20 protein-coding genes are annotated in these 23,320 nt (G+C 60.9%); 10 read left to right on the top strand and 10 right to left on the bottom strand.

Annotated features, from left to right (window positions below; translation table 11 throughout):
• Positions 1-145: 145 nt before the first annotated feature.
• The 4 genes from BN2664_RS04640 to BN2664_RS04625 form a co-directional block, all read right to left on the bottom strand.
• Complete coding sequence (locus BN2664_RS04640; protein WP_007001368.1) at positions 146-1,015, bottom strand: MetQ/NlpA family ABC transporter substrate-binding protein; 870 nt, start codon at positions 1,013-1,015, stop codon at positions 146-148.
• A gap of 116 nt (positions 1,016-1,131) precedes the next feature.
• Positions 1,132-2,097 carry an L-lactate dehydrogenase gene (locus tag BN2664_RS04635; RefSeq protein ID WP_007001369.1) on the bottom strand — a complete coding sequence of 322 codons (966 nt, stop codon included), beginning with the start codon at positions 2,095-2,097 and terminating at the stop codon, positions 1,132-1,134.
• A 64-nt stretch (positions 2,098-2,161) separates the two neighbouring features.
• A complete protein-coding gene (locus tag BN2664_RS04630; protein WP_007001370.1) occupies positions 2,162-2,845 on the bottom strand; it encodes a methionine ABC transporter permease in 684 nt (227 codons plus the stop codon).
• Complete coding sequence (locus BN2664_RS04625; RefSeq protein WP_007001371.1) at positions 2,826-3,965, bottom strand: methionine ABC transporter ATP-binding protein; 1,140 nt, start codon at positions 3,963-3,965, stop codon at positions 2,826-2,828. Before BN2664_RS04625 ends, BN2664_RS04630 begins: the two co-directional genes overlap by 20 nt.
• Between BN2664_RS04625 and BN2664_RS09150 the strand changes: the two genes are divergently transcribed.
• The 4 genes from BN2664_RS09150 (at position 3,955) to BN2664_RS04610 (ending at position 7,854) form a co-directional block, all read left to right on the top strand.
• Complete coding sequence (locus tag BN2664_RS09150) at positions 3,955-4,098, top strand: hypothetical protein (protein ID WP_155856497.1); 144 nt, start codon at positions 3,955-3,957, stop codon at positions 4,096-4,098. The genes BN2664_RS04625 and BN2664_RS09150 overlap by 11 nt on opposite strands.
• A 491-nt stretch (positions 4,099-4,589) precedes the next feature.
• On the top strand, positions 4,590-5,378 hold the full coding sequence (locus BN2664_RS04620; RefSeq protein WP_007001373.1) for a (Fe-S)-binding protein: 789 nt from the start codon (positions 4,590-4,592) through the stop codon (positions 5,376-5,378).
• Positions 5,378-7,186, top strand: a complete 1,809-nt coding sequence (locus BN2664_RS04615) for a lactate utilization protein B (protein WP_007001374.1) — start codon at positions 5,378-5,380, stop codon at positions 7,184-7,186. Before BN2664_RS04620 ends, BN2664_RS04615 begins: the two co-directional genes overlap by 1 nt.
• Positions 7,186-7,854, top strand: a complete 669-nt coding sequence (locus tag BN2664_RS04610) for a LutC/YkgG family protein (protein WP_007001375.1) — start codon at positions 7,186-7,188, stop codon at positions 7,852-7,854. Before BN2664_RS04615 ends, BN2664_RS04610 begins: the two co-directional genes overlap by 1 nt.
• A 21-nt stretch (positions 7,855-7,875) precedes the next feature.
• Here the strand turns inward: BN2664_RS04610 and BN2664_RS04605 are convergent, their stop codons facing one another.
• Positions 7,876-9,249 carry a DUF2254 domain-containing protein gene (locus tag BN2664_RS04605; protein WP_197408642.1) on the bottom strand — a complete coding sequence of 458 codons (1,374 nt, stop codon included), beginning with the start codon at positions 9,247-9,249 and terminating at the stop codon, positions 7,876-7,878.
• A gap of 16 nt (positions 9,250-9,265) precedes the next feature.
• Positions 9,266-9,919, bottom strand: coding sequence for an HAD family hydrolase (locus tag BN2664_RS04600; protein WP_007001377.1), 654 nt, complete (start codon positions 9,917-9,919; stop codon positions 9,266-9,268).
• Between the two features lie 144 nt (positions 9,920-10,063).
• On the opposite strand from BN2664_RS04600, the gene BN2664_RS04595 reads away from it, so the two are divergent.
• The gene (locus BN2664_RS04595; protein ID WP_155856498.1) at positions 10,064-11,326 is read left to right on the top strand and encodes an amidohydrolase; all 1,263 of its coding nucleotides are present in this window, start codon (positions 10,064-10,066) and stop codon (positions 11,324-11,326) included.
• A gap of 83 nt (positions 11,327-11,409) precedes the next feature.
• Here BN2664_RS04595 and BN2664_RS04590 read toward each other — a convergent pair whose 3' ends face one another.
• Together BN2664_RS04590 and BN2664_RS04585 are read right to left on the bottom strand one after the other, a co-directional pair.
• The gene (locus BN2664_RS04590) at positions 11,410-12,288 is read right to left on the bottom strand and encodes a DNA-methyltransferase (RefSeq protein ID WP_007001379.1); all 879 of its coding nucleotides are present in this window, start codon (positions 12,286-12,288) and stop codon (positions 11,410-11,412) included.
• A gap of 26 nt (positions 12,289-12,314) precedes the next feature.
• Positions 12,315-13,568: an alpha/beta fold hydrolase gene (locus tag BN2664_RS04585; RefSeq protein WP_007001380.1), complete on the bottom strand. Its 1,254-nt coding sequence runs from the start codon at positions 13,566-13,568 to the stop codon at positions 12,315-12,317.
• A gap of 123 nt (positions 13,569-13,691) precedes the next feature.
• Here BN2664_RS04585 and BN2664_RS04580 point away from each other — a divergent pair, with 123 nt between their 5' ends.
• Together BN2664_RS04580 and BN2664_RS04575 are read left to right on the top strand one after the other, a co-directional pair.
• Positions 13,692-15,668, top strand: coding sequence for a BCCT family transporter (locus tag BN2664_RS04580; protein WP_231723444.1), 1,977 nt, complete (start codon positions 13,692-13,694; stop codon positions 15,666-15,668).
• Positions 15,669-15,673: 5 nt separating this feature from the next.
• On the top strand, positions 15,674-16,567 hold the full coding sequence (locus BN2664_RS04575) for a uracil-DNA glycosylase (protein ID WP_007001382.1): 894 nt from the start codon (positions 15,674-15,676) through the stop codon (positions 16,565-16,567).
• Here the strand turns inward: BN2664_RS04575 and BN2664_RS04570 are convergent.
• Positions 16,532-17,386: an NAD(P)-dependent oxidoreductase gene (locus BN2664_RS04570; protein ID WP_007001383.1), complete on the bottom strand. Its 855-nt coding sequence runs from the start codon at positions 17,384-17,386 to the stop codon at positions 16,532-16,534. The two genes, BN2664_RS04575 and BN2664_RS04570, sit on opposite strands and share 36 nt — an antisense overlap.
• A gap of 78 nt (positions 17,387-17,464) precedes the next feature.
• On the opposite strand from BN2664_RS04570, the gene BN2664_RS04565 reads away from it, so the two are divergent.
• Positions 17,465-17,647, top strand: a complete 183-nt coding sequence (locus BN2664_RS04565; protein WP_007001384.1) for an LPXTG cell wall anchor domain-containing protein — start codon at positions 17,465-17,467, stop codon at positions 17,645-17,647.
• 81 nt (positions 17,648-17,728) lie between these two features.
• Here BN2664_RS04565 and BN2664_RS04560 read toward each other — a convergent pair whose 3' ends face one another.
• The gene (locus BN2664_RS04560; protein ID WP_231723443.1) at positions 17,729-19,735 is read right to left on the bottom strand and encodes a potassium transporter Kup; all 2,007 of its coding nucleotides are present in this window, start codon (positions 19,733-19,735) and stop codon (positions 17,729-17,731) included.
• Positions 19,736-19,873: 138 nt separating this feature from the next.
• On the opposite strand from BN2664_RS04560, the gene BN2664_RS04555 reads away from it, so the two are divergent.
• Complete coding sequence (locus BN2664_RS04555; RefSeq protein ID WP_155856500.1) at positions 19,874-21,409, top strand: M18 family aminopeptidase; 1,536 nt, start codon at positions 19,874-19,876, stop codon at positions 21,407-21,409.
• Positions 21,409-23,100 (top strand): class I adenylate-forming enzyme family protein, encoded by a 1,692-nt coding sequence (locus BN2664_RS04550; RefSeq protein WP_007001387.1) that lies wholly within the window; start codon positions 21,409-21,411, stop codon positions 23,098-23,100. Before BN2664_RS04555 ends, BN2664_RS04550 begins: the two co-directional genes overlap by 1 nt.
• Positions 23,101-23,320: the final 220 nt, after the last annotated feature.

Genomic DNA, 23,320 nt, shown 5'->3' with positions numbered 1-23,320 from the left:
GAGCCGCGTGGAGGGCGGAGGTCTATGCCCGCGCGATTGCGTGGAAAGCCGTAGGTGGCTATGCGGTGGTGGTCGCGTGCTTCCGTGGCCGTGGCCGTGGCCGTGGTCGTTACCGGCAGTGCCTGCGACCTACTCGGCCGCCGCTTTACTTGGCAGCGAGCGGATCTTCGTCCCAGCCGACCGGGATGAAGTAGGAGTGGTACTTGTCCTTCAGGACGTTCGAGGTCTCATCGGTTTGGAAGGCCTCAACCACCTTCTGGAAGGTTTCCTTCTTGGCCGGATCCGAAAGATCTTCGGTGCGGGCGGCCACGATGTTCCAGTACTCGCGATCCTTGAGGGTGGAGTCCTGGAAGATTGCGGTCTGCGGATCGAGGTTGAAGTCCAGCGCGTAGTTACCGTTGACGATGCCGGCGGTCAGATCCGGCAGCGAGGAGGCAATAATGTTCGCCTTCAGTTCCTCGATCTTGATGTTTACCTTGTAAGACTCGATATCAGCCACGGTGGGGGAGAATCCGGCATCGGACTTCAGCTTGATGAGCCCGGCAGCCTCAAGCACCTTCAGCGCGCGTCCGCCATTGGTCGGATCATCGGGAATGCCGATCTTGTCGCCGTCCTTGATCTCGTCAACTGACTTGATCTTCTGCGAGTAAAGGTTCAGCGGCAGGATGAAGGTGTAGCCGACGGTCTCAATCTTGTAGCCATTGTGTTCGACGTCGGTGTTGAGGAAGATCTCGTGTTGGAAAGCATTGAGGTCAATCTCGCCATTATTGAGTGCGTTGTTCGGAGTGACGTAATCAGCGAACTGCTGGAACTTCAGCTCAATTCCTTCGCCGGCGAGCTTCTCCTTAGCGGGCTCCCACAGGTCTTCGTAGAGCGCTCCCACAACGCCGAGTTTGACGGTGGTCTTCCCGCCCTCGGCGCCATTCGAGCCGGCGGTGGAGCCGGAGCCGCCGCAGGCGGTGAGAGCCAGGGCGAGTGCCGCCAAAGTGGCGGTAAGAGTCTTGCGGAGTTTCATGTCTTTCCTTTCGCATCCCGCATCAGCGGGTGATGTCTTTATTGCCGAAGGCAATGCTTTATTTTTGCTTTTGTGTTCGCCGCGCACCGGGCGCCGCGGTAAGTTTTTCGCCCGGACTAGCGGCCGAGCTCTAGAGCCTTCTCGAAATTCGCGTGGAGTTGGCTGGCGCAATCCGCAAAGAGCTTCTGCTCATCGTCGGAAAGCGGCAGTTCGGGAACGGCAATCACCCCCTCAGCTCCGAGTTGTGCGGGGACCGAAGCGTAAATTCCGCTTTCCCCGTATTCGCCGTCCAGGTAGGCAGAAACCGGAAGTAGCGCGCGTTCGTCGTCGAGAATCGCCCGCACAATCTGCGCGGTGGTGGTGGCGATGCCAAACTCCGTGGAGCCCTTGCCGCAAAGAATCGTCCATCCCGCTGAGCGCGCCGCGTCCTCAATACCCGCGTAGTCGAAATCGCTATCATCGCCCAGGTAGGTTGTCAGCGGAATGCCGCCAACCGTAACCCGCGACCACCCGGCGAACTGGTTTTCCCCGTGCTCACCGAGCATGTAAGCGTTCACTGATTTCTGTTCGACGCCCAGCGCCACGCCAATGGCGCGGCGCAACCGCGCCGAATCCAAGCCGGTGCCGGTGGAAAGAATTCGCCGCCGCGGCCAGTCCAACTTTTCGGCAATGTAGTTAGCAATGACATCCGCGGGGTTGGAGATCGTCACGATAATCCCCGAGAAGCCCGATTCGGCCAGCCCGGCAACAACGTCGTCCACCACCGCGACAGTGGCGGGCAAGGTATCCAACCGGTCACGCTCGCCCTTCTCATAATCGGGCAACGGGCCGGCGGCGATCACCACGATGGCCGCATCGGAAATATCGGCGTAGGTGCCGGCGCGGAAAACGGTGTGAGCGGGTAGGTAGGAAACGGCATCCTGCAAATCAAGCGCCTGCGCACTGGCCTTTTCGGGAGCGGGTGGGTCGATGTAAATAACCTCGGAGGCCAAGCCCTGGGTTCCCAGCGCATAGCCAACGTGCGAGCCAACGTGCCCAGCGCCAATAATGGCAACTTTGCGAGCCTTTATAGAAGTGCTCATGAGTGTTTCCTTTCTTCACATCCGGGGCGGCTAACCGTGCGCGGAGATTTACTTCCCGGTGTTCTTATTTCCAAGTGTTCTTGCGGGCAATGTGATTACCCAGGATCTGCACGAACGAGACCATAATGATGAGCACCAAAACGGTGACCCAGGTGACGTCGAGCATGTTGCGGTCGTGGCCGTACTGGATAGCGAAGTTACCCAGACCGCCCGCGCCGACCGCGCCGGCCATGGCCGTGAGGCCAATGAGTGAAATTGTGGTGATGGTGGTTGCCCGAGCTAGCGGAGCAATTGATTCCTTGAGGTAGACGTTCCAGATAATGTCCGGCGAGCTTTTGCCCATTGCCTGGGCGGCTTCGACTAGGCCGGAATCAACCTGCGAGAGCGCGCTTTCCACCTGGCGCGTGAAGAACGGCGTGCATCCGAAAACGAGCGGAACGATCGCGCCTTTCACCCCGATGCCGGTGTCCATAATGAGGCGAGACAGAGGCATCACGGCGGTGAGCAAAACGATAAAGGGGATGGAACGGAAAATGTTCGTCACCTTGTCAACCGTCTGGAAGACCGGGCCGTTTTGCAAAATGCCGCCCGGCTTGGTGACCACCAGAAGAATTCCGAAGATCAGACCCAAAATAAACGAAACCGCCCCGGACCACACCGTCATAACGATGGTGTCAATAATCGACTGGTAGAACTCGGGGAGCCGATCCATCACGTTGGGGATGAAGCTAACGAGGAAGTCGTGCATCTTTGAGCACCTCCGTTCCGACGTTGTTGTCCTTGAAGTAACCGAGCGCGTTGGCAACATCGCGTTCGGGGCCGGAAACGATCGCCACAATGCCGCCCACCGGCGAACCATTCACGATCTGTACATCGGCAGAAATAATGTTGAGATTGACGCCAAAGCGGCGAGAAATTCCCGAAATCAGCGGCTCGGAAACGCGTTGCTCGCGGTAGCTGAGGCGCACAATGAGTTCGCCCGGCTCGAGGTCCACCACCGGGGAGCCTTCCTCAATCAGCCGATTGGCCTTGGTGAGTGGGGAGGTAGAGCGAATGAAGTTTTGCGTGACTTCCTGTTGCGGATTGGTGAAGACGCTGAGGATATCGCCCTCTTCCACCACTTCGCCGTTCTCCATCACCGCGATGCGGTTGCAGATTTCCTTGACTACCGCCATCTCATGGGTAATGACGACGACGGTGAGGTCGAGGCGCTTTTGCAAATCGCGCAGAAGATCAAGAATTGATTGGGTTGTTTGCGGATCGAGGGCGGAGGTGGCCTCGTCGCAGAGCAGGATCTCCGGATCATTGGCCAGAGCGCGGGCAATAGCGACGCGCTGCTTTTGGCCGCCGGAGAGCTCACCCGGGTGAGCGTCAGCTTTATCCGCAATTCCTACCAAATCGAGGAGGCGGGCAACCTTTGCCTTGATCTTCTTCTTAGAAAGGCCCGAGCCGGCAAGCGGGTAGGCCACATTCTCCGCGATCGTGCGTGAGGGGAGAAGATTGAAGTGCTGGAAAATCATGCCGATCTTCGTGCGCTCGGCGCGTAGCTTGGAGGCCGGTAGGCGCGTGAGGTCTTTTCCGCGCACCGTCACGGTTCCCTTTGTGGGGCGTTCCAGCAGGTTGATGCAACGTACGAGGGTGGATTTTCCGGCTCCGGAGAATCCGATAATTCCGAAGATATCGCCGCGATAAATATCGAGGCTGACGTCTTTGACGGCGAGGACGCTACTTGTTTTCCCGGCGCTAAAGATCTTCGTGATGTTCTCTAGCTTAATAATCGGGAAGTTCGGGTCCTCTTCGGGGGAGAGGCCGGGGGTTAGTTCGCTGAGCGAACCCTCCGGATTCTCGAGTGAAGATGTGGATGACATTCCAGCTCTTTCTTTGATCTTTGCGCAGGAGCTGGAAGCAAGTGCCGCGTTCTCGGTGAAAACAGACGGCCGGCAACCCAATAAAAAACGGGAAGCCGCTCGCTTCCCGCCTCTACGTTGGTTAGTTCTCTAAAGGTCTTCGGGAGCAAGCTCGGAGCGCATGCGCATGTTCGCCATGTACATGGACATGGCGGTCATCATGGCAAGAGCGCGAGCCATCCGATTCCTTTCGAACGATGAATAACTGCCTCTATCTTGGAGCATGGATCGCGCAAAACGCAAGTTGTCGAGGGGAAATTTCCAAAATTTGGGTGTTTGATGGCTCACGTTCGCGGACTTTTCCCAGCTAGATCGCACTTTTGCGGGGTGCTCGCGGCCCGGGAGACGACGCGGGAAAGAAGGGGAGCGGCGTCGGAAAGAAAAGGACGGCAGTGGGAAGAGGGGAGCGGTGTCGGAAGGAACGCGCGAGGGGCGGGCGAACCGAAAATCGTTTTATTACGAAAAATTCGCATTGTAGAAATCTGATCCGGGCGAAGGTTGATGGAGCAGCGCGTAGTGTCCAAAGCGAAGCTACCGCTGGGCGGTGTGCCCATACCATCGATTGCGGTAAGCGACGGAGGAAGTATGAAGATCGCGCTCTTTTCGACCTGCATTGTGGACGCCATGTTTCCGCAAGCCGCGCAGGCAACCGTGCATCTCCTGGAGCGCCTCGGCCACGAGGTGTATTTCCCGGAAAAGCAGGGCTGCTGCGGGCAGATGCATATCAACACCGGCTTCTACCCCGAAGCTATGCCCATGATTCGCAATCACCGGGAAGCTTTTGCTCCGGTGCTCGACGGCGAATGGGACGCCATTGTGGCTCCCAGCGCCTCGTGCGTTGGTTCGCTTAAGCATCAGGCTCCGATGGTGGCTCGCGATCAGGAAGAAGCGCGCCTGGCGCGCGATATCGAGCTTATTGATGCGAAAACCTACGATCTTCCCGAGCTCCTCGTAGACGTGATGGGCCTGGAAGATGTGGGAGCGTACTTCCCGCATCGCGTCACCTACCACACCACCTGCCATTCGCTGCGCATTGAGCGCGAGGGCGATAAGCCGCTGCGCCTGCTCAAAGCCGTGCACGGCATTGACTACGTGCCGCTCCCCAATGCGAATGTGTGCTGCGGATTTGGCGGAACTTTCTCGGTGAAGCAGCCCGAAACGTCGGCCTCCATGCTGGCGGACAAAATGGCGGCGATCCTTTCCACCGGCGCGGAAATCGTGGCCGCCGGTGATTACTCGTGCTTGATGTCGATTGTGGGCGGCCTGTCCCGCCTGCGCTCGGGCGTGCGCGCCCTGCATTTGGCTGAGATCTTGGCACCCACGGAAGATGAGCCGTGGGTTGCGCCCGCTACCACAACGAAGGTGGGAATCTAATGAAAACCTGGACGCCAAAACACGGTTACACAAACTCGACCACCAACGAACCCGTCAAGGGAACCTCATCGGTGGTGCGCAAGGCGAAGAAGGTGGCTTATCGCCTCAGCCCCAAGAAGTGGGAGGAGGCCGATCGCAGGCAGGCCGAACTGGGCTGGTATCCCGGCCACGAGATCCCCGAAGATCCGCTCCGCTGGGGCGAATCCTTCCCGCAAGCGGCAAAAACGACCCTTGCCAATACGCAAATGCGGCGCAACCTCGGCTACGCCACCACCAAGATTCGTTCCAAGCGTGGAACCCGCGTGGAGGAAATGCCCGATTGGGAGGGCCTGCGCCAGTCGCTTTCCAATATCAAGCGCAATGTGCTGGCCAACTGGACGGATCTGCTCGAAGAATTCGAGCGGAATGTAACCGCCCGCGGCGGCATGGTGCACTGGGCGCGCGATGCCAAGGAAGCTAATACGATCATTCTCGGCTTGCTGCGCGAAAAGGAAGCCAAGCAGGTGGTCAAGGTCAAGTCGATGGCTACCCAGGAGACGAACCTCAACGAGTTCATGCACGAGCATGGAATCGATATCCGCGAAACCGACTTGGCGGAAATGATTGTGCAGTTGTCGAAAGATATGCCCTCGCACGTCGTCGTTCCCGCAATTCACCGCAACCGCTCGGAAGTGAAAGAAATTTTCGAGAAGCGGATGGAAGATCCGGGCAAGCTGACCGACGAACCGAGGGTGCTTGCCATGGCGGCGCGAGCCGAGCTACGCAAGCGCTTCCTTTCCGCGAAGATCGCGGTGTCCGGCGCGAATGTGGGCGTGGCGGAAACCGGCACGGTGGGAATTTACGAATCCGAAGGTAATGGCCGCATGTGCCTGACCTTGCCCAATACCCTCATCACCCTGATGGGTATCGAAAAGCTGGTACCCAAGTACGAGGATTTGGAGGTGCTTTCCCAGCTCCTGCCGCGTTCAGCCACCGGCGAGCGCATGAACCCGTACACCTCGTTCTGGACGGGCGTCACCGAAAACGACGGCCCACAGGAGTTCCATATCATTCTTATGGATAATGGCCGCACCCGGGTGCTGGAAGATCCGGTGGGTCGGGAGGCCCTCAAGTGCATTCGCTGCGGGGCCTGCATGAATATCTGCCCGGTCTACCAGCACGCTTCGGGCCACGCCTACAACTCGGTGTACCCGGGCCCGATTGGCGCGATCCTCACCCCGCAGTTGCTGGGTGCCACGGACCATAACGATCCGGCGGCCACCCTGCCCTTCGCTTCCTCACTGTGCGGGGCTTGCTTCGATGCCTGCCCGGCCGCTATCGATATTCCCTCGATTCTGGTGCATCTACGCCACAAGTACTATGAGGCGAATCGCGGCGGAATCCCGGACGTGTGGGAAGTAGGAATGAAGGCAGCCAATAAGCTCATGGGCTCGGGCAAGGGAATGGCCCTGGCCGGAAAAGCCGTGAAGCCGCTACGTTTCCTGGCCGGCCCCAAGCGCTATATTGGCCATATCCCGGCGCCGATTGTAAAGAACTGGACTTTTGTGCGTAACGTTCCGGCCGCGCCGGCCCAGTCCTTCCGCGAGTGGTGGAAGGAACACGAATCCTTGCACGACGCCGAAGGTGAAGCGGCCGCGCAGGTGACGCATCAGTGCCACTGCGGCAAACGCGCCGGGGCGGCCGGTGCTCAACAAGACGAAGCCCTACCTGACGAAGCGCGGCGGGCTAAGGTGCGGCGCCAGGCGGTTGCGCCCGCCAGAGCGGCAGCGGCAAGCGGGCGCGAAGAAAAGACGGCGGAGGCAGAGTAATGGCGTCATATACGGAAGAACACCAGCGAGAAAGCGATGCGGCCAAAGCGGAGATTTTCCGCCGTATCCGCGCGGTGGGTCCGATTCAGGCTCCGGAAATTCCACGCGATTACCGCATGAGTGGCGACGGTGAAACCGACGTTATTGCGGAGATGGAAGAGGCGCTCATTGATTACACCGCGCAGGTCAAGCGCGTGCAGAGCGCCGACGTTCCGGACGCTATTGCCGATTTCTTGGCGGATGCGCGCAGCGTGGTCATCCCCGAGGGTTTGGACGATTCCTGGGCCGAAGCCGCCGGGCGTGAAGGGCGAGAGGTACGCGTGGATAAGCCGGGCGCCCAGCTGAGCAATGACGAACTTGATTCCATCACCGCCGTCGTTACCGGCGCGCGGTGCGGGGTTTCGCTTTCGGGCACCATTATGCTCGACGGCGAACCAGACCAGGGCCGGCGCGCCATCACTCTGGTCCCGGACACACACGTATGCGTGCTCTTCGCATCGGCAATTTTTGCCACCGTGCCCGAGGCGGTGCGTCTGCTCGGCTCGCATCCTGAGCGCCCCACCACCTGGATTGCCGGCCCCTCGGCCACCTCGGATATTGAGCTGGTTCGCGTGGACGGTGTGCACGGCCCGCGTAATTTGCGCGTAATTATCGTTGAGGATGCCTAGCGGTCCAGGAATACTTGCCCGCTAGGCATCATCTTCCGGGGATTCCTCAATCACGTCACCGGCCGGGCCCTTCACGCGCTGGGTCGAGCGCAGGCCCTCCACGGAGAGCAGTGGCTTGAGAAGTTCCAGGTCAGCCTGATGAACAAAGCCCTGCTTGGCGCCCTCGAGGATCTGTTGGCGTTCGCTGTCTACAAAGCCGGCCAGATCATCGACCTTCACGCCCGGGCTGTCATCAATACCCTCTTCAATAACCACCAGGAGGCGCAGGAGCTCAATGGTTACTTCCGGCGCCGTCGAGCAATAGCGCCGTAAAGGCACCACGAAATCGACCAAGAAATCGCGCACGGTAGGTGTGGCGACGACGGCGCGCGCCGTCCCCGCATCATCAAAAACCACCTCATTCTGCAGAGGATCGGAGACGAGGCGGCGCAAAACCGGGGTGGCCTGCGCAATCACGTGGACCCCGGTGGTCGGATCGTTCGACCCGGGCGAAAGTGAGCGCACGCCAATATCCGCCAACTGGTGGAGGGAGAGGCGAATATCCTGATCGGAAACGCGCTCGGCCTCGATTTGGATATAGGTGGAGATGAACTCGTCGAGGTCTTCCTCCCTCAGCTCCGGACGGGCTTCTCCGGCGTCGGGATTCCACAGCCAGGCGAGAGTCTGGCCGGCGGAAACGGTATCTCCGGGAGCCACCGTGAACACCACCGTGACCTCGTGCTCCTGAGCCCACAGCGCGGCCTCGCGAGTGGCAACCGAGCGGACGTAACCGGAGGTGTGGCCGCGCACGTCAACCGCGTGGTTGGGGATCTCCGGGACCTCGTTCGCCTCCGGCCACTCCTCGCGATGGGCGCGCATAAGCTTGGTGGCGCGCTCGGCCACCCGCTCAATAATTGCGTCCACACGCACCATGCGTACCACCGCGCTGATGTACCACACGAAGGTGCCGATGGCGCTAAACACCAGTAGCAGCGCTACCGTCATTCCCAGCTGCGGCGCCGTTTCGCGCGCTTCGGCGGAGACCGAGCGTTGCAGGACGAGCGCGTAAACGAACACGCCAATGAACACGGCGAAGATTCCCTTGATAGCGCGCGACTGAATGTAGTCACGCAGTAGTTGGTGAGAGAATGACCCCGACGCCACCTGCAAAACAATGAGCGTCATGGAGACCGTGGTGGTCAAAACGGTAAGCATGGAGGAGGCGACAAAGCCGAGCATGGAAGCGGCGGCGGAGGTATCGCCCGGCCACAAGAAATTAGAGAAGGCGGAGGTGGGGTCGAGGGTGATTCCGGCGAGGAACCAGGCGGCTACCGCGCCAATGATTCCGGTGATAAGGGGCGGGACCCAGAGCCGATTAGAGATCGTGGTCTTAATTGCCTTGAAAATGGTTCGCACCTTTCGTTCGGGGCGGCTATTCTCGCGCGCCGGCGCCACTTTCTGGCGCCGCAATAAGCGGGAGAAGCTCGGTGAGCGTATCGACGGTGTAGTCCGCCTCCGATTCGAGGGGCACACCGGGGGTGAAAATCATTGCTGCATCAATTCCGGCCGCGTGAGCGGCGACGGCGTCTATCGGGCGATCGCCTATAGCCAGGCAGGTAGCCGGATCCGCGCCGGTTTGCTCCAGGAGCACCGCAAACATTTGCGGATCGGGCTTGCGCGCGTATCCGTCGGGCGCGCAGACCATGGCGTCAACGGAGATTCGGAGGCCCTCCAGTAGCGCGCATGCTGAGCGCCGGTCGCGATGGGTGACCACGAGGTTCTTCCCCGCAACGCTCGCCGCCAGCGCGTGCACTCCCGGCATGGCGGGGGCGGGGAATTTCTCCCAGCGGGTCTTGACGGCCTGCTCGGCGCTACGCAAATAGTCGGGGGAGAGGTCGTAGCGCTGTGCAAGAGTGGTGATAGCGAATCGAATGGAGCGGCGGGTGAGCGGCGCAACCTCCATAATCTCGATCGGATGGCCCGCGGCGCGAACGGCTTGGGCTAGCGCCGAGTCCACCTCGGGGTAGGTGTTGACCATGGTGCCACCCATATCCCAGAAGATATGGCGGTAAAGTTTCTCTGGCATGCATCCCTCCCTCGCGTGGTCGCAAGCTCATCGCGAGGTAGCTTCGCGATAACTATTTTCTATCTTAACGGTGGAGCGTAGAGAGCGACCAGAGTATAGGCTTTTGAGGGAGAAAATAGGTGCGTCAGGCACATCAAGCGCATCATGACTGGAGGAACACCCATGGGCTTGCCCGAGACGATGAAACTTACCCCACGCGAACGGGCGGAGGCGATCGAGGTGCAAAAGTACCTGCACGCTCATCCCGAGCTCTCCACCCAGGAGCAGAAGACGAGCGCCTACCTCCTGGGCCACCTCGAGGCGATTGAGTTGCCGGCCGGGGTAACTCGCCAGGTCTCCCGCGCGGGGCGCACCGGCTTTGGGGTTGCTTTCCGCAATGGCGAGGGGCCCGTGGTGGCCTACCGCGCCGATATGGACGGGCTTCCCGTCAAGGAACTCACCGGCCTTGAGTTTGCTTCTACCGCCACCCAGGCCAGCGAGACCGGGGACGTGGTTCCGGTGATGCACGCCTGCGGCCACGATTCGCATATGGCCGCGGCCCTGGGAGCGGCGCGCAAGCTTTTGGCAAACCCCGAGCAGTGGGCCGGCACGGTCGTCTTTATTTTCCAGGAGGCAGAGGAAATCGGTAAGGGCGCGGAAACCATGCTACGCGACGGTTTCTGGAACGATCTGCCGCGTCCGGAGGTGCTGTACGGGGCTCATGTGGTGGGCCGACCCGCCGGCCAAATGGATGTTTACCCGGGTGGGGTGACGACGGCAACTGACGGCTTCAAGATCACCATTCGGGGTGTTTCCGGCCACGGCTCGGCACCGCAAACTGCCATTGACCCCATTGTTATTGGCGCGGCAATTGTTATGCGCCTGCAGACCATTGCGGCGCGCGAAACCGATCCGGATAAAACCGCGGTGGTCACGGTGGGATCCTTCCGTTCCGGAAGCCGTTGGAACATTATCCCGGAGACGGCCGAGCTGTTGCTGACCACCCGCTCGCGCGACGAGCACACGCGCGGCGTCATTAGGAACGCGCTGGTGAGAATCGTCAATGCTGAAGCGGCGGCCGCGGGTGCTCCCGAACCAATTATTGAGCAGATCGTTTCGGTTCCCGCCACCGAAAACGACCCCGCAGAAACCTCGCGCATTACGGAGATTTTCACCGAGGTGTTCGGCGCTGATCACATGGTGCCCGAGCCCTTCACCTTCTCCGAAGACGTCTCCGAATTTGCTCGCGAGCTGGATATTCCGTACGTGTTCTGGCTTTACGGCGGGTTCTCCGAGGCGCAAATGAATCGCGAGGGCGGGCCGGTGACCAACCATTCGCCCTACTTCTACGCCGATCCGGAGCTCTCCCTCGAACCGGCGGTGCACGCCGCGTTGGCGGCGATCCTCTCCCGCGTGGGGAAGGCTTAGGGTAAACCACGCCAGTAACCCAAGGAGGTACGTCAAGCCAAGGAGGCCCCGTCCTCTCCCGCGTGGGGAAGGCCTAGGGGCACTTAGTCGAGCGGATATCCCTCCGTACCGGGCACCAGGAACCGGGCCTTACCGGCGAGGCGTTTTTCCATAACCTCCAGGGCCTGCGGGTTGGAATCGACGAGCACGAATTTGCGGCCAAGTTCGGTTGCCGCGGCTCCGGTGGTTCCCGAGCCGCCGAAGAAATCGAGCACCCAATCCCCGGGCGCCGATGAGGCGGTAACGATCCGCCGCAAAATCCCCAGCGGCTTTTGGGTGGCGTATCCTGTTTTCTCCTTGCCGGTAGGAGAGACGATGGTATGCCACCACACGTCGGTGGGGAGTTTGCCTCGCTCGGCCTTTTCCGCTGTGACCAGGCCGGGAGCCATATATGGCTCGCGGTCTACCTCTTCGGAATTGAAGTAGTAGTGCGCGGGGTCTTTGACGTAGACCAAGATATTGTCGTGTTTAGCGGGCCAGCGCCGCTTGGTGCGGGCACCGAAATCGTAGGCCCAGATAATTTCGTTGAGGAAGCATTCGCGCCCGAAGAGGGCATCGAGCAATACTTTCGCGTAATGCACCTCGCGGTAGTCGAGGTGCAAATAGAGCGTCCCGGTGGGAGCGAGCAAGCGCCAGGCCTCGCGCAAGCGCGGCTCTAGAAACTCCCAGTAATCCTCGAACTGATCGTCATAGCCGAGCACTTTGCCGCGCACGGTCTCGTACGTTTTACCCCCGAATCCCACTCGCGTTCCGCCCCGCACTTGGTGGGTGCGCAGGTTCTGACGCTGCTGCTTGCGCCCGGTATTAAACGGCGGATCAATATAAATGAGCTGGAAAAAATCGTCGGGCAAACACCCGGTGACTTCCAGATTGTCTCCGGAGATCACCAGATTCTCGTCGAGGGTTAGAGGGCTATGAGTCACGCAGTTACCTTAGCGGCGCCCCCGCGCTAACGCACGCGCGAGCCGTCAGCGAGTTCGAAGAGATGGCGCAAGACTTCGCCCTGGCCGGTGCGAAGACCGTTATGCTCATTGACCGAGCTAATGTAAAGCTCCACCTCGGGAAGCAAGGCCCCGGTCTCCATTGAGAACTCGAGGGGAACATAGGCATCGTGCACGTAGACGGCGGCCGCCCCGCGGGCCCCCGATTCGCGCAGAGCCTTCGCATCGTAGAGTTTGGGCCACTGCCACTGCGCGAGTTCCTCGGTCACTTCGCTCCAGGGCTGGAACGCCGGCACCGTGCGCGACCAGTCGGAAAACACGTGCTCGCCAAAGAACAGTGAGGTGTCATCAACGAACTGCTGCGGCAAGCACCGCTCAGCGCTCCAGTTCGTGACCACTCCATCCGCGTACGAGGATTCGTGCATCACGTAGTAAATTGGGTTGCGTCCGTCGTAGGGCAAATACTTCGCCAGATCATAACGGAACGCATTGGATTGCGGATCAAGCTCCAGCAAGTAGTGCAACGAGAGCCAGCCATCATTCATCCCCAGCATGTGCCCCACCGAACGCATGCGGCTTTCGGACACCACTTCGCCGTCGGGAAGCACAATTTCCCCGCGCCCGGCCATCGCTACCAGCTCGCGCACGCGCTCGCGGTGAGCGGGGAAGCGCCGGTAGAACTGCTCGGATACCCACGCCATTTTCTCGTAGGTCAAGGAGTAGACGTCGTCGGCGCTACGGCCGACCGCGGAAAGGCCGCCGGTTAGGAACACGCGGTCGAGGGAATCAGAGTGAGCCGTCACATAGTGGAGGGTGGTAAATCCGCCGAAAGACTGGCCGAGCAGAGAAATCTTCTGCACCCCGAGCTCTTCGCGCAACGCCTCGCAGTCGCGCACAATCCCGTCCGCGCGCAGGTGGCTCATGTATTCGGCAACCTCGTGGGCGCTCCCGGTTTCGAGCAGGGAATCGTTGACTGGGGTGGAAAGCCCGGTGCCGCGCTGGTCGACCATTACCACCCGGTAGCGCTCCAGCGCGGTGCTGAGCCACGAGGGGCTCGCCGGATTCGCGCACGGGCGCGGCGCCTCATTTCCCGGGCCGCCCTGCAGGAAGAAGAGATAGGGTAGATCCTCTCCGCCCGGGCGGGTCACAATCCGCGCGAAAATCTCGATCTCGCGCTTATCTTGCGCATCCGTCGTTAATGGAACCGTAAGCCGTACATTATCGAGCCGGAGTTCGCCCAGCCGCGTGGTCGTCGTCGTCATGGCCCCAGCTTAGTAGCGTGGGGGAGATTTTTTCTCGACATCGCAACTCCCACCCCGTTTCCCCGCGCCGTAGACGCGCACGCGCTAGACTGCAAAACCGCAAGCAAGCTACGAATGCAGACGATGAAGAGAGATGAAATGGCGAAAAACGGCTCCAAAAACGAAGCAACCACCGCGGATAAACCACCCAAGCGATCGCCACTCTCTCGCGGAATGCACGCATCGAAGCGCTTCTTCGGGTCCATGAACAAATACCCGCACAATATCCATCCCGCACTCGTTCCCGGCGTCTCAATTGACGATCAGAAAGTGCGCTACGGGGTAGATCGCCCCTTGGTCGCTATCGTCGGCGTGGCGGTAGCGATTTTTTGTGCCTGGGGCATCGCCCAGCCGGCAAGCGTGCTCGAATACTCCTCCAATGTGCTGGACTGGGTGATGGAAAACCTCGGCTGGCTCTTTACTCTCCTCGCCGTTGTGGTGATCGTTTTCCTCCTGGTCATCGCATTTTCGCGCTTTGGCCGCATTCCGCTCGGCCTGGATGATGAAAAGCCGGAGTATTCCAACCTTAGCTGGGCGGCAATGCTCTTCGCCGCGGGAATCGGTATTGGGATTATTTTCTTTGGCCCCTACGAGCCGCTCGCTAATTTCCTCTCGCCGCGTCCGGGGATGGCGGAGGGCGGAACGGCCGCCGCGATTATGCCGGCGCTCGCCCAATCCGCAATTCACTGGGGGATTACGGGCTGGGCCTTCTATGGCACCGTGGGTCTCGGGATCGCCTACTGCTCCTATCGCCGCGGGCGAGTTCCGCTGATGAGCTCAATTCTGCGCCCGCTCTTCGGCAACAGCCCGGCTTCTCCCGGCTCGCGCATTATCGATGGCATGGCCATTATTGCCACCCTTTTCGGTACCGCCGCCTCCCTCGGCATCGGCGCCATGCAGATCGCGGCCGGAACCGAACTGGTGGCGGGATTAGATGCTCCGGGCAACGCGCTGGTTATCTCCATCATCTGCATTTTGACCATCGCCGCCATGGCCTCAGCGGTTTCTGGTGTTTCCAAGGGAATCCGCTGGCTGTCGAATATTAATATGTGGCTGGCAATTGGCCTGGCATTCTTCTTCTTTGTGGTTGGCCCCACCGCCTTCCTCATGAACGCCCTGCCCAGCACCTTCGTGGAGTACCTCAACCAATTTGCCGGAGCGATGTCCGCGAATATGGCCCAGGGCCCGGAAATGGAGGCCTACCTGAAGAGTTGGACCATTTTCTACTGGGCCTGGTGGGTATCGTGGTCTCCCTTTGTCGGAACCTTCGTGGCAAAGATTTCCCGCGGCCGTACCATTCGCCAGTTCGTGATAGGGGTACTCTTCATTCCCGCCACAATTATTATTGTTGCCTTCACCCTGCTCGGTGGCACCGCGATTTATATGCAAATCCACGGCGGTGGAATTGCTCCGGACGGCACCGCGGCTTCGCTGCCCGCACCCGAGCAGGTCTTCTTCGTGGTCCTCGAGCATCTGCCCGGTGCCGGCGTGGTGGCACCGCTGGTCATCGTGATCCTGGGGATTTTCTTTATTACCTCGGCCGATTCGGCTTCGCTGGTAAATTCCCAGCTCTCCCAGCGCGGGAACCCAAACCCGCGCCGTCCCGTCACCGCTTTCTGGGCCCTGTGCATGGCCGGCCTCGCCGTCGTCATGTTGCTTGCCGGCGGCAAGGACGGCTTGCAGGGCCTACAAAACCTGGTGACCATTACCGCCGTTCCATTCGCCATCATTATGTTCCTCATGTGCGTGGCAATTTGGAAAGAACTCTCCACCGATCCGTTAATTATTCGCCACACCTACCAAGAGGCCGCGGTGAAGAATGCGGTGGTGCAGGGCGTGGCAGAGTACGGAGATGATTTCGCCCTGGCGATTGAGCCAACCACCCAGGAAACCGCAGAATTCGCCGCGGGAGCCGATTTCGATTCCACCGCGGAGGCGCTTACCGAGTGGTACCAGCGCACCGACGAGGACGGCAATCCCATTCCCTACGATTACCAAAGCGGGGAAGGCGATACGCAAACCGCGGATGATTCCGGAAGCGCGCCCGAGTCAGAAAAGTAGTAGCGATGGACGCAGAGGAAAACAATCGAGACGGCCGGGCTGAGGCGCCCGGCTTGAAACCGCATCCGCTGACCGGCCAGTTTTTCCCCTCCCCGGTGGTGCCGGGCACGGGATGGCCAGGAGATCCGGCGGGTACGCAAACTCCGGTGGCGCGCACGGCAAGCGATGTGGAACGGCTGGCCGCGGCGGCGGAAAGCCTGGCAGAACTCGATGCGCTAGTTTCTGTTTCCCGGGCAAACCCGCGCCTAACCGAATGGTGCGAACGCATCGCCCGCCGCGAGGTGGCCTCCATGCGGCGCGCCTCCTTTGCCAATGAGCCCTACTGGGGGCGCCCGGTGCCCTCATTCGGTGATCCCCAAGCGAAAGTTTTAGTGGTGGGGCTCGCACCCGCCGCACACGGTGGAAACCGTACCGGGCGCAACTTCACCGGGGATCGCGCCGCTGACTTTTTGGTCGCTGCGCTGTACCGGGCCGGATTCGCCAATCAGCCTTCCTCGCGTTGCGCGGGCGACGGGCTGGCCTATACCGGCTTACGAATGGCGGCTGCCGTCCGCCAAGCCCCACCCGCCAATAAGCCAACCGCGCAGGAGTTTGCCACCGATGCGCCGTGGCTACGCCGCGAGATTGAGCTTATGTCACAGTTAGAGAGCGTGGTGGCGCTCGGCGGCCTGGCATGGAACGCGCTCTGGCGAATCTTTCGGAGCTTCGGTTGGGGCTTACCCGCGCCCAAAGTAAAGTTCGCGCACGAGGCGAAAGTCGATATTCTGCGCGGGGAGGGCGCGGCCCCCTTGCGCCTCGTCGGGTGCTATCACCCTTCGCAACAAAACACCTTCACCGGCCGCCTCACCGAGCCAATGATCGACTCAGTTTTCTCTGGCCTCGCGCCGCATAATAACTGAGAAATCATGCTCCCCGTAGCCGGCCTGCTGCGCTCGAGAAAGCGCCTCCAGCCCCGCGGTGACGGCGGGAAGCGGAAGATCTGATGAGTTGATCATCAGGCGCGCGTCTTTAGCAATGGCATCGGTGGTGAACTGAGCATCTTCGGTATCGCGGCCCAAAATAAAGTCACGCTTGAAATTCACCATCCAGTCCAGGGACGTATTGGCTAAAAATCCCAGGGCCTGCTCGGCGCTAATGCCATTGCTCAGCCCCAGGCGCAAGGCCTCGGCCACACCCTGGGCGGTTATTATCAGAGCAAGGTTGGCGATGAGCTTCGCGGTGGCGGCTTCCGCCGCGGTTTCTACCAGTTGCAGGCGATCCGGATCGGCGTAGGAGCTCACCGCCTGCGCGGCGAGCTCCCGGGCTTGGGGATCAGCCCCGCCCACATAGACGCCGAGGGTGCCCTTGCGAGCCGGGGCGAGCGTTCCCACCACCGGCGAGTGTACATAGCGGATTTCGCGTTCTTCGGCCCATTCCGCCTCCGCCGTCACCTGGGCGGGGGACTCGGTGGTGATATTGACCCAAATCGCCCCGGCGGGAAGAATCTCCCCATCCAGCACCGTCTCCTGAATAGCGGCGGGGCCAAACAGGCAGGTCATAACCAGATCTGCGGCGTCGGCAAGAGAGCCGGGATGCTCGGTGACGTTGGCGCCAGCCTCCTGGGCCTGCGCGGTTTTCTCCAGTGTGCGGTTCCACACCGCCACCTCGTGACCAGCCCCGAGAAGGCGCTTGACGAGTTCGGTTCCCATGCGCCCGGTTCCAAGAAAGAGAATCTTCATGTCTTCATCTTAGGGGTGGAGCCTGGTAGGGGGCAGACGGAGAGTAACCTTGGGTGAGTACAACTCTGGGAGGTTCTTATGGCTCTGGTAGCAACGGGCGCGCAGGTGCTCGCGTGGATCATTGTGGCAATACTCGTGTTGGCTTTCGGTGGCGGGCTGATCTTCTTGGCGCGGCGCCGCCAAAAGTCCGACGACGACGTCGTTCTCGACGAGCAGGGCAATGCTACCGGCGAGGGAACGCTTCCGTTCGACGAGCAGTAGCGTGCCTGCGCCGGAGCGCTACCATCGCCCCGCTAGGTGATCTCCGCGGGTCGCTGTTCGGTGGCTTCCGGCAGGCCGCCGCTAAATGGCCACGGTATGCGATATTTCCAGGGTGCGCTCGGCGGGAAGTGATTCGCGCCAGGCGGGAGAGGCCGAGTGACGCGCCGTTTCGGCAAAGAGCTTGCGCCTCCAAGCCGCCATAGGAGCTATGGGAGTGGGTGCATTCTCCCGCGTGCCCGAGCATTCTCGCGTAGCAGAGTATTTCTGCGTTGCTGGGCGTTCCTGGGTAGCGGTGTATTCGCTTTGGCGCGGGCATCGCCTTGTTCCGCGCGCTCGCCGTACGTCAATATGCGACAACACCCAGGTTGCCTCCGCCAGTTTCCAGCTCGCCAGGCCGAATTTTGCGGCCGCGGCGGAAACGTCAGCGGGGATATCGCGATTGTCGATGAAGCCGTAGGTAAGCGTGAGGTGGATAATTCCGGGAAGGTCCGAGGTGATGCGGCGTAAAGTGGCCCGCTCGGCCGGATCGACGTGCGGCGTCGGGGCAGTTTTAATGGCCAAAAGCATGACGTGGTCGGGCAGGGAAGCGCTCAGTTGCGTCTGCGCGCGCAGCGCAAAGGGAACGCTTTGCTGGAAGGAATGCGGATAGATGATGGTTCCCGGAACCCGCCGAGGCGGGCGAGCCTCGTAGCGGCCCAGAAAATCGGCGAGTGTTTCCTCGCGCTGGGCGCGAATGAGTTTGATGTGGAATTCTCCGCGCCTCCAGGTGGTCATCACTAACATCAGCGCCCCCGCAATAAAGAGGGGAAGCCAACCGCCGGTGGGGATCTTGGCAATATTTGCGGCAAAAAGGGGAAGCTCAATTGCTCCCAAGATGGCGCCCAGACCAATCGTGGCGCCGGCGCGCCATTTCCAGCCGTAGCGAGTGAGGGCGAGGAGCATCGCCGTCGTCAACAAAAAATCAGTGGTGACTGCCAACCCGTAGGCGGCGGAGAGGCGCTCGGAATCACCAAACACAAAAACCACTACCGCAACCACGCAAAAAAGCATGGTGTTCACGCCCGGAAGATAGATTTGCCCCGCCGCGGTGGCGGAGGTGTGGCGCACCCGCAAATGCGGCAGGTAGCCGAGGCGAGAGGCCTGGCGCGCAATTGAATACGCCCCCGAAATCACCGCCTCGGAGGCGACCACGGTGGCCACGGTGGCCAGCACCACCAACAGCGGAGCGAAGCGCTCGGGAACAAGGGTGAAGAACGGGTCGCGCGCGGCTTGCGGATGGGACAGCAGGTTTGCTCCTTGCCCCAGATAGTTGAGGACCAAAGCCGGCAGAGCCACCGTGAACCACACCAACTGAATGGGGCGGCGGCCGAAATGCGCGATGTCTGCGTAAAGGGCTTCGGCTCCCGTGACCGCGAGGACCACCGCGCCCAGCGCCAAAAAGGCAATAAAGGGCTGGTGGATCGCGAAAAGCACGGCGTAGTGAGGCGAGAGCGCGAGGAGAATGCGCGGATTACTCGCCACGTGGGGCAAGGCAATCACCGCGAGGGTGGTGAACCAGATGAGCATCGCCGGGCCGAAAACCCGCCCCACTTTTGCGGTACCGAAGCGTTGGGTGACGAAAAGCAGGGTGAGGATGGTCAGCGCCGCGGGCACAATGACCGCGCTGGGGATCTCGGGGAAGGGGACCCGCAGGCCCTCTATGGCGGAGAGCACTGAGATGGCGGGAGTGATAACGGCGTCGCCAAAGAACAACGCCGCTCCGAACATTCCGCCAAAAATGAGGGCGCTGGTGAGTTTTCGCCGCCCGGTCACCCGCTCTCGCACCAGGGTGGCCAGGGCGATGATGCCGCCTTCGCCGTCGTTGTCGGCGCGCAGTACCAGCGTCACGTATTTAAAGGTGACGACGACGAACAAAATCCAAATGAGCGCGGAGATAATTCCGTAGATATTGGCCGGAGTGGGATCTACGGCGCCGGAGTGGACGCCTAGAACCGCGCGAATCACATACAGCGGGGAAGTTCCGATATCTCCGAAAGCAACCCCAAGCGCCGCGAGCGAGAGGCCCGCGAGACCTTTGCGTTTAGTCACGGAGCATGAGCGTACGCTCGGGGGAGGCACGGCGCTACGGGAAATTTATGACCTCGCGCACTTTTGCGGCTCGTCTTCTTGCGGCAAACCTCACCATGCGGGTTCCTAGAGCGGGCGGGGTAGGGGTTCCGCAAGGTCATGGCGTTACACTGTGGTGCTATGGAGAGAGCTACTACCGAATCGTTCCGAGCGGCGGTTCGCTCACACACCGAAAGTTTGGCCAATTTTATTGCGGCCTCACCCACTTCGTACCACGCTGCGGCCGAGGTTGCCCGCCAGCTCAGTGAAGCCGGGTTTTCCTGCCAAGAGGAGACCGCGCCGTGGTCTGGGGAGCCCGGAGGGCATTTCCTGGTGCGCGGCGGCGCCGTGATGGCGTGGTGGATTCCTTCCGGCCCGGTGGCCGGGTTCAAGATCGTGGGGTCACACACCGATTCGCCCAGCTTCAAACTCAAGCCTGCCGGCAAGTCCGCGCATCACGGTTTCGAACAGGTGGACGTTGAGATTTACGGCGGCCCACTTCTCAATTCATGGCTCAATCGCGATTTGGGCCTGGCCGGGCGGGTGACCGATATGGACGGCGGGGAGCATCTGGTGCAAACCGGCCCCTGCATGGTCATTCCCCAGTTGGCTCCGCATCTGGATCGTAGCAAGGAGCTTTCGCTCGATCCCCAGCGCCACCTCCACCCTATTTTCACCCGCCCGCGGGCAAGCGCGGACGTGCTGGAGGCCGGCGCGGTAGGCAGCGGCTTGGAGACCGGTAGTGACGGCGACGCCGGCGGGTCCGAGGCCGGGGCGGCCGGCGGGTTCCAGGCTGGCCCGGCGAGCGGCGACGAATGCTCATGTGGCGAATGCGGCTGTACTAGCGGGCAGGCTAACCTCGACGCAGATTTTGATCTTTTTGAAACCCTTGCCGCCGGTTCGGACGGCGCGGTGCAGGCAAGTGAAATTGGTTGGCACGACGTTTACGCCTACTGCACCGAAAAGCCGTCAGTCAACGGTTGCTTCCTGGCCGCGGGTCGGCAAGATAATCTCGTTTCGGTTCATGCCAGCCTGCTGGCGCTGCTCGCTTTCGCCGAAGCGGTGAACGCGGACGCCGAGCTGGAAGCGAGTATCGACTACGCGCCGGTTATGGCCGCCTTTGACCACGAGGAAGTTGGCTCGGAAACTACTTCCGGGGCCGCGGGCCCAATTTTGGAGACGACGTTGCGCCGAATCGCCGGGGCGGCCGGGAAAGACGCGGATGAATACGAGCGCATGCTCGCCGCCTCAGTCTGTGTTTCTTCGGATACCGGGCACTCGATTAACCCCAATTACGCGGAAAAGTACGATCCGGACGATTTCCCGGTAGCCGGGGGTGGGCCGATCATCAAGTTCAACTCCCAGCAGCGCTACGCCTCGGACGCGCGCTCGGTTACCGAGGTAATCCGGGCCGCGATGGACGCGGGTGTGCCTTACCAAAACTTCGTCTCTAATAACTCGGTTCCCTGCGGCACCACGATTGGGCCGATCACCGCCACACGGCTGGGAATTTCCACGGTAGATATCGGCATCCCCTTGCTCTCCATGCACTCGGCCCGCGAGCTGTCGCACGTGCGGGACAATTACCTGCTCGAGCGCCTGCTGGAGGGCGTGTGGCTCGGCCAGTTCGCGGACGCAGAAGCGGAGAGCCACTAATGTTCCGCGCTCCGATTTATAACTATGCGCATTCGCTGGATCGAGCGGCCTTTGCCCGCCCCGATGCGCCATCCATTAGTTACGGTGACCAGCGCTGGACGGTCAGCGAATCCGCCATTATCTCTCGCCGCCTCGCGCAGCTCTTGGTGCAAGCCGGAGTTTCGCGCGGGGATCGAGTGATGCTGGTTTCCCACAACTCACCTCACCATTTCTTTTTGGCCGCAGCCTGCGCCCGCATTGGCGCAATTTTCGTGCCGGTTTCCTTCCGCTTCACCCAGGTGGAACTACAGCGCATCGTCGACTTCTGCGCACCGCGGGTGATCGTGGCCGAACCCGAGGTAGCTAACCGCGGCGTTTTCGCCGCCACCGGCACCCTGATTCACTTCGTGATCGACGACGACGTTCAGGCCCCGCCTTTCACGCCGGCCCTAGCCAACGGCTACATTGCCTTCACCGCTCCGCTGGCGCGATTCTCATCCGAGTTCGTTTCTGACGGGACCGAGGGTAGCGCGGCAATGAACACCTCCGGCTATCCGGAGGGCGTGGCGATGATGATGTTCCGCCCGGCAATGCCCAATCAGCCGCGGGCTATGGAGCTGACATTTGAAAACCTGTGGTGGGCAGATCGCAATACGCAAGAAGCCTTCGGGTTCGGAGTTAGCACTATCGCGCTGGTAGCCACAACGCTTTCCTCAATTGGAGGGCTGAATGGCGGTTCACTCTTCCACTTCGCGCGCGGGGGCCACACGGTGATTTCACGCCGGCTTATCCCGGCGGAACTGCTGGAGCTGATTGAGCGCCACCGCGTGAACACCATGTTCTCCGTTCCCACTCTCTACGCGCTTATGCTGGAGGATGAGTCCTTCATGCTCCGTAATCTTTCCTCGCTCACCGCGCCGCTTATTGGCGGTACCGTGGTGCCGCCGGCGCTACTGGGCCGCCTCGATGCGGCCGGTATCCACGCCATTAATACGTGGGGGAGCGCGGAAACGGCGGGGCCCGGCGCCTATCTTCCGGCGCGGTACTCGGCGGAGAAGCCCGGCTCAATTGGGCGCGCGGTGCCGTATTTCGAGGCTCGCATTGTGGATGCGGAGGGCAATGAGTTGCCTTCCGGAAACACCGGAAACCTCGAGTTCCGCGGCCCGGCGATGTCTGATGGGTACTGGCACGGCGATGAGTACACGCGCGGCGCCTTCCATAATGGTTGGTTCCGTTCCGGGGACCTGGCGGTTATCGACGATGACGGCTTTATCTCCATGCGCGGCGTGACTTCCTCATCCATTAGCTCGGGTGGGGAAACAATCTATCCGCGCGAGGTAGAAGACGTTATTCGAAAGTATCCGGGCGTGGCGGATGTCATCGTGTGCGGGATTCCTGATCCGCTCTGGGGGCAGCGTGTGGCCGCGGCGATTGTGATGGAAACGGGACTGGGCATGCCGCCCGAGTTTGTGACCCCGCCGCCGCAGGCTCGACATAGTGATGGTGTGATGTCTGTTACTCCGCAACCCAATCTACCGGTCCCGACCTTGGAAGAGATTCAGGCCTTTGCCGGGCAAACTCTCAGCCGATATAAGTTGCCGCGGATCCTCGTCGTCGTCGAAAAAATCCCCACTAACGAGGCGGGAGAGAAATCGCGGGAAGCCACGCGCGAGGCGATTTTGCGAATGCGTACGGGGGTGAGCTCCGAATAGCTGAAGCGCTTGCGGGCGGCAGGCTTGCGCGCCCCTAAACGTGATTAATGTGACCGAAACCTTCGGAATCCGGAAAGAGACCGGATCTATAGGTAATCTTTACGAAGGTTAGGTAGTTTGAATGCACTTCACCACGCAAGTTTTAAGAACTCGTGGCCTGGGTGTAGCCTACCTAGCATGGCATTTTCGCGGGCACAGAAACGTGCCCGCGCAAAGTGCG

Source organism: Actinobaculum massiliense (genome assembly GCF_001457435.1).
Classification (GTDB): domain Bacteria; phylum Actinomycetota; class Actinomycetes; order Actinomycetales; family Actinomycetaceae; genus Actinobaculum; species Actinobaculum massiliense.
Note: the sequence above shows the minus strand (reverse complement) of the source record. Positions and strands in the feature narration are given on the sequence as shown.